Source organism: Cyanobacterium sp. IPPAS B-1200 (assembly GCF_001747005.2).
Taxonomy (GTDB): Bacteria; Cyanobacteriota; Cyanobacteriia; order Cyanobacteriales; family Cyanobacteriaceae; genus Cyanobacterium.
This window is the reverse complement of record NZ_CP182899.1, coordinates 1,007,920-1,023,288: the sequence shown is the minus strand read 5'-3', so window position 1 is coordinate 1,023,288 and position 15,369 is coordinate 1,007,920. Positions and strand designations below refer to the sequence as shown.

Sequence of the window (15,369 nt, the reverse complement as noted above, 5' to 3'; positions counted from 1 at the left end):
TATCAATGGTCATAAATTTGTCCCATAACCCTTGTCAGTTTTAAACTTTTTTAATTTCAATAATTTATTGACAGTTTAAAAATTATATGGACAACTAAGAATAAACTGAAAACTAAATTTCACTATCCATTCTCAATTATCCACTCTCAATTATCTACTTAGCCTTGCTCATTACGTTTAGCAAGTATAGTTTGTAACTGACTAATAGCCACAGCACCAATATTAAAAACAGCCCAACCAGCAGCAATTCCTAGAGGTAACAATACAACAACAATTCTCCAGTCCATTTTTACTTTCTCCAGTTTTTTGTTATAAATGTATTAAATCAATATTATCGCCCCGTGATATTGAGACGAATTTTTAAATTATTCTCCCTCCATGATCTCACAATAATTTGCTTTTGTCCATGGTGTGAAGGAAAACTCCGATTCTATCCACCGCTTCTTGTAAAACCTCTAAAGATTGCACGAGGGCAAACCTTACATAACCTTCCCCTTGCTTCCCAAATCCCGCCCCGGGGGAAAGGGCAACCCCTGTTTGTTGCACTAAATCAACACAAAACTTAATGGAATCTTTTTCGTAAAGAGAGGGTAATTTTGCCCACAGATAAAGGGTTGCACTGGGGCTATTTACTTCCCAACCAATTTTATGGAGGGCTTTGACAAGAAAGTCTCTCCTCTGGCGGTAAATATCAACAGTTTCTTGGACACATTCTTGGGATGATGTGAGGGCTACCATGGCGCCTTCGAGGATGCCTTTATATTGGTTAAAATCCACCACAGATTTTACTTGTCTTAGGGCGGTAATTAGTTCACTGTTACCAATGGCAAAACCAATTCTAAATCCTCCCATATTATAGGATTTTGAAAAGGTAAAAAATTCAATAGAAATTTGTTTTTCTGGGTCACATTCTAAGATTGAAGGAGGAATTTTATCATCAAAATAAATGTCTAAATAGGGAAAATCATGGACTAAAACTAGATTATTTTGCTTACAAAAATTAACGGCTTTTTCAAAAAAACTTTTAGGGGCGATCGCACTTGTGGGGTTGTGAGGATAACTCAAAATCATCATTTTTGAGCGGGATAAAATATCATCGGGAATCTCATCAAATTGAGGTAAAAAATCATTTTCTGCTAAAAGGGGCATGGGATAAATATGCCCTCCAGCCAAATACACTCCCCCTGCATGGGAAGGATAACCAGGATCTAGTACAAGGGCATAATCTCCTTCATTTAATACCGTTAGAGGTAAGTGGGCTGTGCCTTCTTGGGAGCCAATGAGGGGTAACACTTCGTTGTCTGCATTCACTTTTACCCCAAATCTTTGCTCATACCATTGGGCTATTACCTGCCTAAATTCTAGGGTTCCTCGGTGTAATAAATAACCATGGTTAGCACCATTATCGAGAGAAGAGGCGATCGCCTTTAAGATATGTTTAGGAGTGGGTAAATCCGCCGAACCAAGAGACAAATCAATTAATTTTTTTTCATTTTTTATGGCTTCTGTTTTCGCCCTATCCATGTCAGCAAAAACATTGCTGTTTAATGGTTTAATCCTCTTAGCTAATTCCATTATTTTGTGATGATTTCAAGATTTAAATTAGGTTACTTTATCTATGTACCTTTACCCTAACAAGGGGTTTAAACCCCTTGTCTAAATATTTCCAAATGTTAGCGACAGATTATCAACAAAAATTAGACTGCAGAGTCCACAAATTCCTGTAACTTCTGCTTACCAATAGCCCCTTCATAAGAGCTAACAATATTACCCTCTTTAAAAATCCTCAGGGCAGGGACACCCTCAACTTTACAGGTTGCTACACTATCAGGACTAGCATCTACTTCTAATTTTACCACCTTAAGGCGATCGCTATAGTTTTCAGCCACCCAACTGACGGAGGGAGAAACCAACTGACAAGGACCACACCAAGATGCCCAAAAATAGGCTAAAACCGTCTCATCAGCCTTAACCACTTCATCATTAAACTGAGAATCTTGAATTTCGATTACTTTACTCATAAATTTCTAAAAATAATAACAATAAATTGAAAAGATAATCTTATCTATGGCAGACTATCTAAGATAACAGAACATCTCCTATCTTATCGCTACCATGGATTGAGAATCAACATCAAAGCAATTTAATCCTGTTATTTTCTTAAGTAAAGGTTTAATTAATGGGAATACTAATATTATGGTTAAAATAATTAAATTTTTATGAAAATACTGTAATAACAAAGTATTATCAACGAACAAATGTTATACTAATAAAAGTAGTATAGTTAGTTTTTATTCAACAAATAGAATACTACATATTTTGTGCTTTTTATTTATTATTACAATGAAAGTTTTTTGGGGCAAAAATTTAAATATTGACCATCTCAATCACCATTAAGAAAGAAAAGCTACATTTTAGACAAGATGATTAGTAAAAGTTTTGACACCCTTTTGACAAAATAAAATGACCCAAAAATATATTTCTAGCCGTGGTGATAAGTAGAAAAAACATCATATTCCATCCATCGTATCAGGAGACATTTTGGTCATGAATAAAATTCTCTCAGCAACCATCAAAACTGCATTAATATCAACCACCGCCCTAGCAGGTTTGTTGTTACCCAATGCCATTAAACCTAACGCTCCCGCCGTAGCCCAGAATAGCCAAGCTGTAGTATATGATCCTCCCTCCAACGTTAGAGCCACCCCGAATGGTAGAATTATCTGTAGCGTCAGAAATGTCCGAACCATCAATATTTATGGGCAAAATAATGGTTGGTATGTAACAGATGCTTGTGGTAGAACAGGTTACATCCACCGTAGTCAAATCAGCTTTGAAAATACCCACACGGGATCTGGAGTGAGGGCTGGACTATGTTATGTTACTAATATTAGAACAGGGCAACTAGCCGTAAGACATTCCCCCGGAGGAGAATCCTTTGCCGGTTTAAACAATGGTAATACGGTTCAATACATCAGGGGTAATAGCCCTTGGTATTTAGTGACTGTAGTTAATGGGCCTAATAGTGCGGTGAATAATCGTACTGGGTGGGTAAATGCTAATTATTTAGATTGTTATTAAATAGTCAGAAGTGATGACAGAAGTTTTATTGGGAAAATCTTTACCTGAACTTACGGATTGGGTACAACAACAGGGACAACCATCCTATCGTGGAAAACAATTGTATCAGTGGTTATACCAAAAAGGGGCAAGGTCACTTTTAGATATTACTGTTTTTCCTAAACAATGGCGCGAGGAAAATCAAAATCACGACATCGGGCGATCGCACATTGACTATTACAATACAGCTCCTGACGGTACGAGAAAATACCTTTTAAAACTCAAAGATGGCTTAATCATCGAAGCCGTAGGTATTCCCACCGCTAAACGCCTCACCGTCTGTGTATCCTCTCAGGTAGGGTGTGTGATGGCCTGTGATTTTTGTGCCACAGGAAAAGAAGGATTTACCCGCAACCTTAAAGCCCATGAAATCATCGATCAAATTTTAACCGTCCAAGAAGACTTTGGGCAAAGGGTGTCTAATGTGGTGTTTATGGGCATGGGTGAGCCATTATTAAACCTCCCTGAAGTGATAAAAGCCATTGAATCTATTAATCAAGATGTGGGCATAGGCGCTCGTAACTTGACGGTTTCCACCGTGGGTTTACCCCGCAAAATTTTGGAATTAGCCGAGCATAAACTGCAAATTACCTTCGCCGTCAGTCTCCACGCTTCCAACCAAAAACTAAGGGAAAGTTTAATCCCCGGTGCTGTCCATTATCCCCTCAGTCAACTGTTAGCCGATTGTAAGGAATATGTAAACACCACGGGAAGAAGGGTAACCTTTGAATATATATTACTCTCAGGAGTCAACGACTTACCCGAAAACGCCCACGAATTAGCAAGGCAAATAAGAGGGTTTCAAACCCATGTGAATCTGATTCCCTATAACCCTATTTCCGAAGCCGATTATCAGCGCCCTAGCCCCGAAAGAATTAAGGAATTTACCCAGATACTAGAGCAACACAAAATCGCTGTTAGTGTCCGTTATTCCCGTGGTTTGGAAGCGGATGCCGCCTGTGGGCAGTTGCGCAGTAATAAATCAAGAAAAATTGACAATTAACCATGGACAATTGAAAATTAAGATAATAGGCTTTTTGCACAAAAAAAATATCAAGAATGACAGAAAATTGGTCGATCGCCCATAGCTCTGAGCTATATCATATAGAAGGATGGGGACATCCTTATTTTGGCATCAACGAAGCTGGTAATGTTACAGTATCCCCCCGAGGAGACGAGAAAAAATTAGATTTATTTGAGTTAGTAGAAAATCTCAAAAAAAGAGATATTAATTTACCCCTATTGATCCGCTTTTCTGACATTTTAGCAGATAGATTAGCCCGATTACATCAATGTATGGATGAGGCGATCGCCCGTTACAATTATCCTAATATATATCGGGGTGTATATCCCGTTAAATGTAACCAACATAAGCAATTAGTAGAAGCCCTTGTTGATTATGGAAAACCCTATCATTTTGGTTTAGAAGTAGGCTCAAAACCAGAATTAATGATTGCTTTAGCTACCCTTGATATTGATAAAACAGGGGAAACCTTATTAATTTGTAATGGTTATAAAGACAAAGAATATTTAGAAACTGCCCTTTTAGCTCAACAATTAGGACACAATTTAATTATCGTTGTAGAACAAATAAAAGAGCTTTTTATCACCCTTGAAATTAGCGAAAAATTAAATCTAAAACCACAAATTGGGGTAAGAGCAAAATTAAAAACCAAAGGTAGTGGACATTGGGGCAACTCCACGGGGGAAAAAGCCAAATTTGGCTTAACAATTCCTGAAATTTTAACAGTATATAAAACCCTCAAAGACAAAGACTTATTACACTGCCTTAAACTACTTCATTTCCATATCGGCTCACAAATTTCCTCCATTGCCGTCATCAAAGACGCTATCAGGGAAGCAGGGCAAATTTATGTACAACTGTGTGAAATGGGTGCAGGAATGAAATATTTAGACGTAGGGGGAGGTTTGGCAGTGGACTATGATGGCTCAAAAACCAACTTTTATGCCTCCAAAAACTATAATATGCAAAACTACGCCAACGACATCGTGGCAGGGATAAAAGACTGTTGTGATGAGGCTAATATTCATCCTCCTATTTTGGTAAGTGAAAGTGGAAGGGCGATCGCCTCTCACCATTCCGTGTTAATCTTTAATGTAGTAAACAGCAACACTCCCCCTTATAAATTACCCGAACCCGTCAAAGAAAAAGAACATCTCCTCATCCGTAATCTGTGGGAAACCTACGAATCCATTGACGAAGAAAACTATCAGGAAATGTACCATGATGCGGTGCAATTCAAAGACGAAGTCATCAGCCTATTCAACTTTGGTTATCTTACCCTTACCCAAAGAGCCAGAGCAGAACAAATATACTGGGCTTGTGGTCACAGAATCTATGACATCATGAAACGCCAAAGTTATGTCAGTGATGACTTAGAGGAATTAGCTGATTTGATGATTTCTACCTACTATATCAATCTTTCTGTCTTCCAATCAGCGCCCGATGCTTGGGCAATTGACCAACTTTTTCCCGTTATGCCTATCCACCGTCTCGATGAAAAACCGACGGAAAAAGCAATTTTAGCAGATTTAACCTGTGATAGTGATGGCAAAATAGATAAGTTTATTGACTTATTAGATGTTAAAAAAAGTTTAGAATTGCATAAGCTAGAAAATAGTAACAATAACCAAGATAATCCTCATTATAAACCCTATTATTTAGGAATGTTTTTGGTAGGTTCATATCAAGAAATCATGGGTAATTTACACAACCTTTTTGGGGATATAAATGTAGTTCATCTAGCCAATGAAGATGATAATTATCAGCTACAATATATTGTAAAAGGGGATAATGTTGCCAATGTTTTGGAATATGTAGAATATAAAGCTGATGAGCTACAGGAAAGATTACGTCGTCTGACTGAGTCGGCTTTAATGGAGAATAAATTAACCATTGAACAATCACAATTATTACTCAAAAATTATGATCACAATTTGAGAAGTTATACTTATTTACAATAGTTTTGTAGAGGTATATATTACCCCGTATAACCCTTTTTTTTATTATTTATTTTTATGTTAAATGACTATAACAAGGGGTTTTAAATCCTTGCTTACAAACATTAACTTTGCTTTACCTCTCTGCTATTTTAAAGGCCACCAAGAAACTTTATCTCTGGTAGCACTATAAACTTCTTTTAATTCTTCTGGTTCTAAAATGTGTATCACATCATCAGAGGTGCTGTTATTTTTATCTAACTTAATCAATCCTTCTTTCTGCATTCCTTTCAAAACTTGTTCTACGGTGCGCTGGTTTAGTTGACAGGCTTTGGCTATCACCTCCACTGCCAAGTCAAGGACATAAATATCTTTCTCATTGGGTTGATTTTCCAATTCTCTTTCCTGATAGATTAGCGCCCGTAATAACGATGCCACTGCTTGGGGAGGATAACTACTACAGTTGAGGAGATGATAAGTAAATTTTTCCCTTAATTCAAAAAGTTTAGCATAGCGATCGCCCACTATTTCAAAATGATCATAAATTTGTTTAAGGGCATCAAGGGGAATTTTGGTTACATAGGTGGTTTTATAAGCCTCCACTAGACTGGGAAAACTTTTACTAGCCAAACCGTAACTAAAGGGTAAACTACGCATCCCAAAACACCCACCACTATAAGTAATGGATAAAATGCGATCGAGGGGATTACTACGTAGTATTATAGGGCCACCCTCCAAAACTATGTAAAGACCATCTAAATCTTCATCAGGGGAAAATGCCGTAAACACAGGGCGATTAGAAAATAATTTTTCCCTAGTGAGACTGTCAGGGGGCAAAAAGGAGGTTAATTCTTTTTCATCTAACCCTTTAAACAAATAGGAGTCGTTGATTAAAAAAGTAATGATGTTTGATTCACTAGAATTTTTCCTTGCCATTGTTGCCCGATAAGTTGATTTAATCTTCTAACTATATTGTCCCACAGTTACGGACTATTCAGGGTTGAATTTTAATTAATGTCAAAATAAAATGCAGTTTTCTCCTTTTGCAAATTTAATTTATCCACTGCAATAAATTACGCACTGCCAAAAAGATTACTACCACCAAAAAAATTCTCCGCAACCATAAATTACTCATTTTTGTAACGACTTTAGCGCCAATAACGGCTCCAACAAACATAGTTATGCCCAAAATTATCCCTAATTGATAATCAACTAATCCCTGAGTCATAAAAATTAAGGTAGCGATGATGGAGGAAAAGATATTCAAAACCTTTGTTATGGCAACAGCTTCTATAAATGTCATATTAAAAAAGCCGATAAAACTAGCCGTTAAGGTAGTTACATAACCGCCACTAAAAAAACCACCATAGATACCTAAACCAAAGGTTAAACCGTAGCCGATTTTTAAAGCTGTGGGGCTAGGTTTTTCTATTTTTTCGATGCCTTTATTTTTGTTAATAACAGAGAAAACGGTAACGGCAATCATAAAAATGGAGATGAGTAAGGGCATGGTATCAGAGGGAATGATAATTACGAGTAAAGCCCCCAAAATTGAGCCGGCAACGGTTAAAACTGACAGCAGGGGTAAGTCTGGGCGTTTTAAAACATCACTTTTTAAGAAAGGGATAGTACCGCCGATACTCATAAATATTAAGGCAAACATATTCGTTGCGATCGCCCTTGCGGGTTCAATATCAAACTCCAACATAGCAGGTACAGTTATCAGAGAATTACTGCCCGTCACCACTCCAATGACGCTAGTAAAGAAAAAAATAATGATTAAAGAAATTAATTCTACATTTGTCAACTGAAAATCTCCCCACAAAAAAAATATTGTAAATGAATTGTATATGATTTCTATTACAATTATCAGTCACAAACCAAAAATACGTAAAAAAAATGAACAGATTGCCAGAGAAAAAACAATCAAAATTAAATCCCTCGCGCATCAGAGATCATTTAGCTAATGAACGAACATATCTGGCTTGGATGCGAACTGCCGTAGGGCTAATGGGTTTCGGAGTAGTTATTTTACGTCTGCCAACCTTCCAGCCTCCAGAAGTTCCTCGCCTTGGTATTAGTTGGAAAATGGGGCTACTTTTTGCCAGTGTGGGTTTAATTACCGTCTTAATTTCTACTATTCAATACTTTTCCGTACGCCGCTACATAGAAGAGGATACCTACCAACCCGCCGATAGAATCATTATTTTGTTCAGCGGTGCAATTACTCTTTTTGGTGCCGCCATTATCTATATTGTCTTTACCGTTTCTCAAAAACATCATTTCTTTTTACAATAAATTTATTTTTAAAATGTATTGAAATTTATTTGAGAATCTATTATGATAGTACCTAACAAAATTTGCAAAACATGAGCGATGAAATTACAAAGAAGATTATTCGGGAAATTTTTAGTAGGATTAACCATTAGCGGAGTAATCGCCAGTTGTGCCTCCCCCAACACCACCACAGAAAACGCCACAGGGGCAGAACAAAGTCAGCAAGAAGTAACCTTAACCTTAGTCAGCTATGCCGTAACCCAGTCCGCCTACGAAAAAATCGTGCCTCAATTTGTTGAGTATTGGGAACAAGAAACAGGACAAAAAGTAACCATCGACCAAAGTTATGGTGGTTCAGGCTCCCAAGCCAGAGCAGTTATAGATGGTTTAGAAGCTGACATAGTCGCTCTCGCTTTATCTTCTGATCACTATGCCATCCAAGAAGCTGGATTAATTGAACCAGGTTGGGAAGACAACGTATCTGGACAAAATGGCATTATTACCCGCTCTGTAGTTGCCCTTGTCGGTAGAGAAGGAGGAGAAACAGTTGAAAACTGGCAAGATTTGGCAGATCCAGATATTAGTGTCATTACCGCTAATCCCAAAACCTCTGGGGGCGCTCGTTGGAATTTTCTTGCCCTGTGGGGTAGCGTTGTGGAGGCTGGAGGCACCGTAGAACAAGCAAAAGAATTTGTTGGTCAAGTTTATAGTAGTGTTGCCACCCTTCCCCGAGATGCTAGAGAAGCCTCCGATGTTTTCTACAGCAGAAATCAAGGGGATGTGTTGATGAACTATGAAAATGAGTTATTGTTGGCAGAGTCTCAGGGTAGAGTACAACCCTACGTTATCCCCACAGATTACAACATTTCCATCGAAGGGCCCATCGCAGTAGTTGATGAATATGTAGATAGGAGAGGTACAAGGGAAGTCGCTGAAGCCTTTGTAGAATTTCTCTATACCGTTGAAGCCCAAAGAGCTTTTGCCGAAGCAGGTTTTCGTCCTGTTAACCAAGAAGTTTTTGCCGAATTTAGCGATAGATTCCCCGTAATAGAAAATCTATTTACCATCGAAGACTTTGGTGGTTGGCCTCAAGCACAACCAGATTTCTTTGATGACGGAGCAATTTTTGATCAAGCTATTTCAGGAAGATAATTAATTGAAAATTTCATCACACCTATTGAGGATTGATTATGACAACAAAAGATATTAGCGAGAAAAAATCTATCAAGATTTCTATTCACATTCCTCCCCATCATCACGATAAGCCCATTATTGTTGATCTAGCTTCTAAGCATAATTTAGAAGTCAACATCACCTCTGCCATGTTGGGGGAGTATGCCGATAAAGATGGTTGGTTTAATCTTGTTTTGTCGGGGGAAAAGGATTCTATCCAACAGGCTTTAAATTATTTATCCGATTTAGGTATAGAAGTGTGGAGTCAAACGGGCAATGGTCAAGAAATTGTGAAAGATTCTTGGGGTTTGGGAGAGTGGGAAATCACCCATTAACCATATTGAGGCTCAACAAATGTTTCGGTTGAGAGAAGTGTTAGGTATTAGGTTTATTGCATATCAATCAATAGTTTTATCGCAATTTTGATATAGTAAATTGCTCATTTATATCCCATGAAATTATGATTTCTTCTTCTAATCAATTAAAAAAAAGACCTCCTGACTATAAGGCAATAGTTCAAAATATCTTTCGTCGATTTTCCATCCCGTGGGCAGTGACTATTATTTTTCTTACGGTCATTTTAATCATTCCCATGGCGGCTTTAGTGGCAGAATCTGCCAGTTTAGGATGGAAAAACTTTTGGCAAGAGGCAACGGCGGAGGTTGCTGTGGCATCCTATATTTTTACTTTTACCACTGCCTTGATCGCCTCTTTGATTAATGCTGTTATGGGTACTTTAACCGCTTGGGTATTGGTGCGTTACGACTTTTGGGGCAAAAAAATCATTGATGCCACCATCGATGTACCCTTTGCTTTACCTACCACAGTGGCGGGTTTAGTCTTGGCAACGGTATATAGCGAGGATGGTTGGATTGGTCAGTTTTTTACTCCTTTCGGCATTCAGATTACTTTTTCACCTTTGGGGGTATTTGTGGCAATGTTGTTTATTGCCTTACCCTTTGTGGTGAGAAGTTTACAGCCCGTATTACAAGAAATGGGGGCGGAAATTGAAGAGGCTGCCTGGTCATTGGGAGCAACGGATTGGCAAACTTTTCGCCTTGTAATTTTACCCCCTTTGCTTCCTGCTATTTCCGCGGGGGTGGCGTTGGGGTTTTCGAGGGCTGTAGGCTCTTATGGAACCATTGTAATTATTGCTTCTAACATCCCTTTTCGGGATTTAATTCCCCCTGTACTGGTACTTCAAAAACTCGAACAGTACGACTACGTGGGGGCAACGGTTATCGGCACAGTATTACTATTTATTTCTTTGGTTTTGTTATTAATTATTAATCTGTTACAGCAGTGGGGCAAACGTTATGCAGACAATTAGAAGGTGGAATACGGGTAAGAATTGGTCAATTTTGATTGTATTTGTTTATTTAGCACTAATTTTACTAATTCCTGCTATCTCGGTGTTTTATGAGGCTTTTAAAGAGGGTATTCCAACTTTTTTGGAGGCGATACAACAACGGGAATTTATTCAGGCGGTATGGTTAACTGTTCTTTTATCAGTTGTTAGTGTGCCTTTAAATACTGTGTTTGGTTTGTGTGCGGCGTGGGTGATTGCGAGGAATAATTTTCGGGGTAAGGCGTTTTTGATGAGTATCGTTGATTTACCTTTTTCTATTTCTCCTGTGGTGGCTGGATTAATGATGGTACTTTTGTATGGGCGTAATGGTTGGTTAAATTGGTTGGTGGAATATCTTGATGTGAGGATTGTTTTTGCTTTACCGGGGATGGTGTTGGCGACGATTTTTGTGACCATGCCTTTTGTGGCAAGGGAGGTAATTCCTGTATTGGAGGAGATTGGTAGTGAGCAGGAGGATGCGGCGAGAAGCCTAGGGGCGAATGATTTACAGATTTTTTGGCGGGTGACTCTTCCTAGTATTCGTTGGGGTTTACTCTATGGGGTTTTGCTGACTAATGCTAGGGCTATGGGGGAATATGGTGCGATCGCCGTTGTTTCTGGCAACATTATCGGTAAAACGGCATCCTTACCGATTTTTGTGGAACTGGCTTATAGCAATTATCAAAGTCAATCGGCTTTTGCGGCTTCGGTGGTGTTGGTATTGTTGGCGGTGGTTACTCTTATCGCTAAAGAAATTTTGGAACATTTCACCAAGATTTGATCCCCCCTAGCCCCTCCAGAGGTGATTCATTCTACAATTTCCTAGTTAAGGCGAGGAGGAGGCAAGGGGCTTAAGCCCCTTGTTAAAAAAGTTAGGCATTTTTGTATCTCTACTTTGAATCATCCCTGCCCTAGCTTCCCGAAATTTCAGGGGGAATAATGAATCTTAAAAATTCTTAAGTAATGGATTAAAAAACCATTCCCCATTCCCAAACTTAACTAAAACACTTTTCATCACACCCTATATATAAAACAAAAAAATGAGTATTATTATCAATCAAGTCAATAAAAAATTCGGTGATTTCCAAGCTCTAAAAGATATTAATTTAGAGGTAAAACCTAATACTTTAGTCGCCTTATTAGGCCCGTCTGGTTCTGGAAAGTCAACTCTTTTGAGGGTAATTGCAGGGTTAGAAAATCCTGATAATGGTCAGGTAATTATCAATGGTAAAGATACCACTAACCTTGATATTCGTAAACGTAATATTGGTTTTGTGTTCCAACATTATGCCCTTTTTAAACATCTCACCATCCGAGAAAATATTGCCTTTGGTTTACGCATTCGTAAAACACCTAAAAATCAAGTTAAACATAAAGTGGCTGAATTGCTTGATTTGATTCAATTAGAGGGTTTGGGCGATCGCTATCCATCCCAGTTATCAGGGGGGCAAAGACAAAGAGTCGCCCTTGCCCGTGCTTTAGCTGTGCAACCGCAGGTATTATTACTGGACGAGCCTTTTGGGGCATTAGATGCCAAGGTGAGGAAGGATTTGAGAGCATGGTTAAGAAGATTACACGATGAAGTCCATATTACCAGTGTATTTGTCACCCATGACCAAGAAGAAGCCATGGAAGTAGCTGATGAAATTGTGGTAATGAATCATGGAGTTATCGAACAAATCGGCACTCCTGCGGAAATTTATGATTATCCAGCCTCACCTTTTGTGATGAAATTTATCGGGGAGGTGAATATTTTACCCAGCCATACTCCTCTTTTTGTTAATGTTAATCATGATGAATACTCTTCTCATCCTGAAGTGTTTGTGCGCCCCCATGAGGTTGATATTTTATTGACGGATGATGATAAAGAAAGTACGAAAACCACCATTAAAAGAATCACTCACTTAGGGGCTGAGGTGCAAATAGAGTTATCTTTGGAAAATAATTTACCCATTATTGCCCACGTAACTAGGCAACAATTTATCTCTTTAAATCTTAAAAAAGATCAGGTTGTATTTATTAAGCCCCATCGCATTAAAACTTTTGCTTAAATATTATTTAATAATAGTTTTAAATTATCTGAATTAATGTAAATATCTTCAAAGCGACTATCAGGGTATAGAAAATTATCAACGCTTTTGCTACCAAAAATTTCCCCTAAAATATAGTGATATTCTAATTTTAAAATATTACTAACCAACCAATAACAAGGGTAAACATAATTAGGGGAAAACATCTCAATTACCTTTGTATTTGGTTGACAAAAAACTAGATTACTTAAACCACTGCCGTGGGGAGAAATAACAACCTCTGCTTGATTTAGTAACTCGGCTTGTTGCCTGACAGAAAGTAATTCTAAATTAACTATTTCAAAGTTATATTGTTGCAATATAGTAATTATTTCTGCTTCATTAATTAACCTTCTATTACTAGATTTTGCTCTACTAATATAAATTCTTTTATGGGGTGTTTTTTTATTGAGATTATCCCCCATCATTTTTATGCGTAAATATTCACAACTCCACGGGGGCATCCACGCGATCGCACTGGGAAAAGAAGGTACAATTAACTCATCTGCCTCAATGTGAGTAGGAAAGGAAAGAGGAAGTATTTTAGAAGCAGGAATACCAAATATATCAAGGGTTTCCCGTTGAAATTGACAACGATTATCCACCACTACAGAATCAATATCATCCCAATCAATAGAGGCTTTTTCTAGTAAATGAATGCGGGGTAGAATATCAAATAACCAATGAAAATAGATATTGTTTAATAAACCAGCCAAAACAACCACTCTGCCTTTTATCATCGTTACAGGAGGGAGAGAAGAACCTTTTAAAAGGGAATGATAACTTGGATGTTTATCGGGATGATTGGGGCTAAGGGCAGGAGATTCGGGGGAAATATCCCCAAGTAAATAATTGTCATGGGTAATGATGGCACTACTACCCTCGTCTTGCCGTAGCCAAAATTTACCTTTTTTAACGGTAGTTACAAAGCTAGGGGGTAGGGGAAAATCAGAGGGAAAGTAAAAACTAGGATGGATTATATTATCAAGACTTTTGGGGGGATTTAATTCCAGCTTATTATTATCGTAAATTAATTGATAATTTTCTATTTGATTTATTTTTACTACCCATTCTTGGGCTGTCTCATAATAATTATTGACACTATTTTTCTTAAAACTAATTTTCTGTAAATTATTTACAGTCCACATTGATTCTAATTCTTTTATTATTTTTTTTGCATTTATTGGGTCAAGACTAGATAATATATTTAAGTATCTTTCTATGTCATCATCTAAGTTTTTATCCTTTAAACAAATAATTATATTTTTAAAAGTGTTGTAAAGATTAACCTTTGCTTTATTGATACTTAATTTTGTTTCTGTTTTTAGTAGTAATAAAAAATCTATCACAAGTTGATAATACTTAAGAGCAAGACTATATTGTTTTTGTTCAAAAAGTAAGTTAGCAATATTTACTTCTAATTCGAGCAAATTATTATCTTCTAATAAGCTAGAAATTAATTGCTTATTTAAAGAGATATTTTTACTATTATTACCATCACTCCAATTAAGATAACTTGTAAATATATTAAAATTAAGATTAAGTAAAACCTGCCAATATTCCTTAACTTTTTTTATGTCACCTTTTAGTAAATAAAGATAACCTAACTCACCATAAACGGAAAGCAAATTAGAATTAAGTTTTAAACATTTATGATGATAATCAATAGCTGTATCAACTTCATTAATTCTTGCATAACAAAGACCTAAATTATAGTAAATGTGACTATTATTAGGATAAAAATTAAGAGCTTCTAAATAGTAATTAATAGCTTGATGATATTCTCTAATATATTGATATTCTTTGGCAATATTGAGAGATAATTCTGCCCATGAAGAGTTAATAGCTAAACCATTTTTCCATACCTCCATAGCATCATCGAAATTACCAGAAAATAATAAACAGTAACCTAAATTAAGATAGCTTTGACAATGAAAAGCATTAAATTCTAATACCTGTTGATAAATGAGAGATGCTTGATAATATTGATGGGTTTGAAAATATAAATCAGCCAATTCCGCTAAACTTTCGGCAATGTTTTCCAATTCTTCTTCCTCTGCCATCAGAAAACAATCTAACCAAAGGGCGATCGCCTTTTCTCCCTCACCAACTAACATATAACCAACCCCAGCATAAGCTAAAAGTAAAGGATTAGAACTATCAACATCCAACAAAGACTCTAAATATATTTTTAATTGTTCGTAATTATTTTGACTACAAAAAGTCTTTATCTGTGATTTGGTTTCTAACCAATTATTCATACAGTTATTCAGTTAAGTAAGTTGGCAAAATTAATTATAGCTTTGATGTGATGAAGACTTTTATTGATAAGAAGTTTAAACCCCTTCCCTAATCTTAAATTGATTTAATGATAACTATTTACTTTTATCCCCTTACAAAACAACACTTGATGTTATCTCA

Annotated in this window: 15 protein-coding genes; 9 read left to right on the top strand and 6 right to left on the bottom strand. The window is 37.0% G+C overall.

Going from position 1 to position 15,369, the window contains the following annotated elements; genetic code table 11:
• Window positions 1-158: 158 nt before the first annotated feature.
• The 3 genes from A5482_RS04685 to A5482_RS04675 form a co-directional block, all read right to left on the bottom strand.
• Entirely contained in the window at window positions 159-287 is a 129-nt protein-coding gene (locus A5482_RS04685; protein WP_069790607.1) for a photosystem II protein Y, read from the bottom strand.
• A gap of 97 nt (window positions 288-384) precedes the next feature.
• Window positions 385-1,575, bottom strand: a complete 1,191-nt coding sequence (locus A5482_RS04680; protein WP_069790606.1) for an LL-diaminopimelate aminotransferase — start codon at window positions 1,573-1,575, stop codon at window positions 385-387.
• Between the two features lie 122 nt (window positions 1,576-1,697).
• Complete coding sequence (locus A5482_RS04675; protein ID WP_069790605.1) at window positions 1,698-2,021, bottom strand: thioredoxin family protein; 324 nt, start codon at window positions 2,019-2,021, stop codon at window positions 1,698-1,700.
• A gap of 526 nt (window positions 2,022-2,547) precedes the next feature.
• Between A5482_RS04675 and A5482_RS04670 the strand changes: the two genes are divergently transcribed.
• The 3 genes from A5482_RS04670 to speA are packed head-to-tail and all read left to right on the top strand — an operon-like array spanning window position 2,548 to window position 6,105.
• Entirely contained in the window at window positions 2,548-3,081 is a 534-nt protein-coding gene (locus tag A5482_RS04670) for an SH3 domain-containing protein (RefSeq protein ID WP_069790604.1), read from the top strand.
• Between the two features lie 13 nt (window positions 3,082-3,094).
• Window positions 3,095-4,123 (top strand): 23S rRNA (adenine(2503)-C(2))-methyltransferase RlmN, encoded by a 1,029-nt coding sequence (gene rlmN, locus A5482_RS04665; protein WP_069790603.1) that lies wholly within the window; start codon window positions 3,095-3,097, stop codon window positions 4,121-4,123.
• A gap of 56 nt (window positions 4,124-4,179) precedes the next feature.
• Window positions 4,180-6,105 (top strand): biosynthetic arginine decarboxylase, encoded by a 1,926-nt coding sequence (gene speA / locus A5482_RS04660; protein WP_069790602.1) that lies wholly within the window; start codon window positions 4,180-4,182, stop codon window positions 6,103-6,105.
• 123 nt (window positions 6,106-6,228) lie between these two features.
• Here the strand turns inward: speA and A5482_RS04655 are convergent, their stop codons facing one another.
• Together A5482_RS04655 and A5482_RS04650 are read right to left on the bottom strand one after the other, a co-directional pair.
• Window positions 6,229-7,017 carry a Crp/Fnr family transcriptional regulator gene (locus tag A5482_RS04655; protein ID WP_069790601.1) on the bottom strand — a complete coding sequence of 263 codons (789 nt, stop codon included), beginning with the start codon at window positions 7,015-7,017 and terminating at the stop codon, window positions 6,229-6,231.
• A 115-nt stretch (window positions 7,018-7,132) separates the two neighbouring features.
• Entirely contained in the window at window positions 7,133-7,888 is a 756-nt protein-coding gene (locus A5482_RS04650) for a sulfite exporter TauE/SafE family protein (protein ID WP_069790831.1), read from the bottom strand.
• Window positions 7,889-7,980: 92 nt separating this feature from the next.
• Here A5482_RS04650 and A5482_RS04645 point away from each other — a divergent pair, with 92 nt between their 5' ends.
• The 6 genes from A5482_RS04645 to A5482_RS04620 all read left to right on the top strand — a co-directional run bounded on the left by A5482_RS04645 (window position 7,981) and on the right by A5482_RS04620 (window position 12,930).
• Window positions 7,981-8,379 carry a YidH family protein gene (locus tag A5482_RS04645; RefSeq protein WP_069790600.1) on the top strand — a complete coding sequence of 133 codons (399 nt, stop codon included), beginning with the start codon at window positions 7,981-7,983 and terminating at the stop codon, window positions 8,377-8,379.
• A gap of 78 nt (window positions 8,380-8,457) precedes the next feature.
• A complete protein-coding gene (locus A5482_RS04640; RefSeq protein WP_069790599.1) occupies window positions 8,458-9,510 on the top strand; it encodes a sulfate ABC transporter substrate-binding protein in 1,053 nt (350 codons plus the stop codon).
• A gap of 38 nt (window positions 9,511-9,548) precedes the next feature.
• The gene (locus A5482_RS04635; RefSeq protein WP_069790598.1) at window positions 9,549-9,866 is read left to right on the top strand and encodes an NIL domain-containing protein; all 318 of its coding nucleotides are present in this window, start codon (window positions 9,549-9,551) and stop codon (window positions 9,864-9,866) included.
• A gap of 125 nt (window positions 9,867-9,991) precedes the next feature.
• Window positions 9,992-10,861, top strand: a complete 870-nt coding sequence (cysT, locus tag A5482_RS04630; protein ID WP_242411935.1) for a sulfate ABC transporter permease subunit CysT — start codon at window positions 9,992-9,994, stop codon at window positions 10,859-10,861.
• Window positions 10,848-11,660 carry a sulfate ABC transporter permease subunit CysW gene (gene cysW / locus A5482_RS04625; protein ID WP_069790597.1) on the top strand — a complete coding sequence of 271 codons (813 nt, stop codon included), beginning with the start codon at window positions 10,848-10,850 and terminating at the stop codon, window positions 11,658-11,660. Before cysT ends, cysW begins: the two co-directional genes overlap by 14 nt.
• A 259-nt stretch (window positions 11,661-11,919) precedes the next feature.
• Window positions 11,920-12,930, top strand: coding sequence for a sulfate/molybdate ABC transporter ATP-binding protein (locus A5482_RS04620; RefSeq protein WP_069790596.1), 1,011 nt, complete (start codon window positions 11,920-11,922; stop codon window positions 12,928-12,930).
• Here the strand turns inward: A5482_RS04620 and A5482_RS04615 are convergent.
• Window positions 12,927-15,209 (bottom strand): glycosyltransferase 61 family protein, encoded by a 2,283-nt coding sequence (locus tag A5482_RS04615; RefSeq protein WP_069790595.1) that lies wholly within the window; start codon window positions 15,207-15,209, stop codon window positions 12,927-12,929. The genes A5482_RS04620 and A5482_RS04615 overlap by 4 nt on opposite strands.
• Window positions 15,210-15,369 lie beyond the last annotated feature (160 nt).

Coding starts and splice junctions, on each gene's coding strand:
- A5482_RS04685 (WP_069790607.1), bottom strand. CDS start 287: ATGGACTGGAGAATTGTTGTTGTATTGTTACCTCTAGGAATTGCTGCT.
- A5482_RS04680 (WP_069790606.1), bottom strand. CDS start 1,575: ATGGAATTAGCTAAGAGGATTAAACCATTAAACAGCAATGTTTTTGCT.
- A5482_RS04675 (WP_069790605.1), bottom strand. CDS start 2,021: ATGAGTAAAGTAATCGAAATTCAAGATTCTCAGTTTAATGATGAAGTG.
- A5482_RS04670 (WP_069790604.1), top strand. CDS start 2,548: ATGAATAAAATTCTCTCAGCAACCATCAAAACTGCATTAATATCAACC.
- rlmN (WP_069790603.1), top strand. CDS start 3,095: ATGACAGAAGTTTTATTGGGAAAATCTTTACCTGAACTTACGGATTGG.
- speA (WP_069790602.1), top strand. CDS start 4,180: ATGACAGAAAATTGGTCGATCGCCCATAGCTCTGAGCTATATCATATA.
- A5482_RS04655 (WP_069790601.1), bottom strand. CDS start 7,017: ATGGCAAGGAAAAATTCTAGTGAATCAAACATCATTACTTTTTTAATC.
- A5482_RS04645 (WP_069790600.1), top strand. CDS start 7,981: ATGAACAGATTGCCAGAGAAAAAACAATCAAAATTAAATCCCTCGCGC.
- A5482_RS04640 (WP_069790599.1), top strand. CDS start 8,458: ATGAAATTACAAAGAAGATTATTCGGGAAATTTTTAGTAGGATTAACC.
- A5482_RS04635 (WP_069790598.1), top strand. CDS start 9,549: ATGACAACAAAAGATATTAGCGAGAAAAAATCTATCAAGATTTCTATT.
- cysT (WP_242411935.1), top strand. CDS start 9,992: ATGATTTCTTCTTCTAATCAATTAAAAAAAAGACCTCCTGACTATAAG.
- cysW (WP_069790597.1), top strand. CDS start 10,848: ATGCAGACAATTAGAAGGTGGAATACGGGTAAGAATTGGTCAATTTTG.
- A5482_RS04620 (WP_069790596.1), top strand. CDS start 11,920: ATGAGTATTATTATCAATCAAGTCAATAAAAAATTCGGTGATTTCCAA.
- A5482_RS04615 (WP_069790595.1), bottom strand. CDS start 15,209: ATGAATAATTGGTTAGAAACCAAATCACAGATAAAGACTTTTTGTAGT.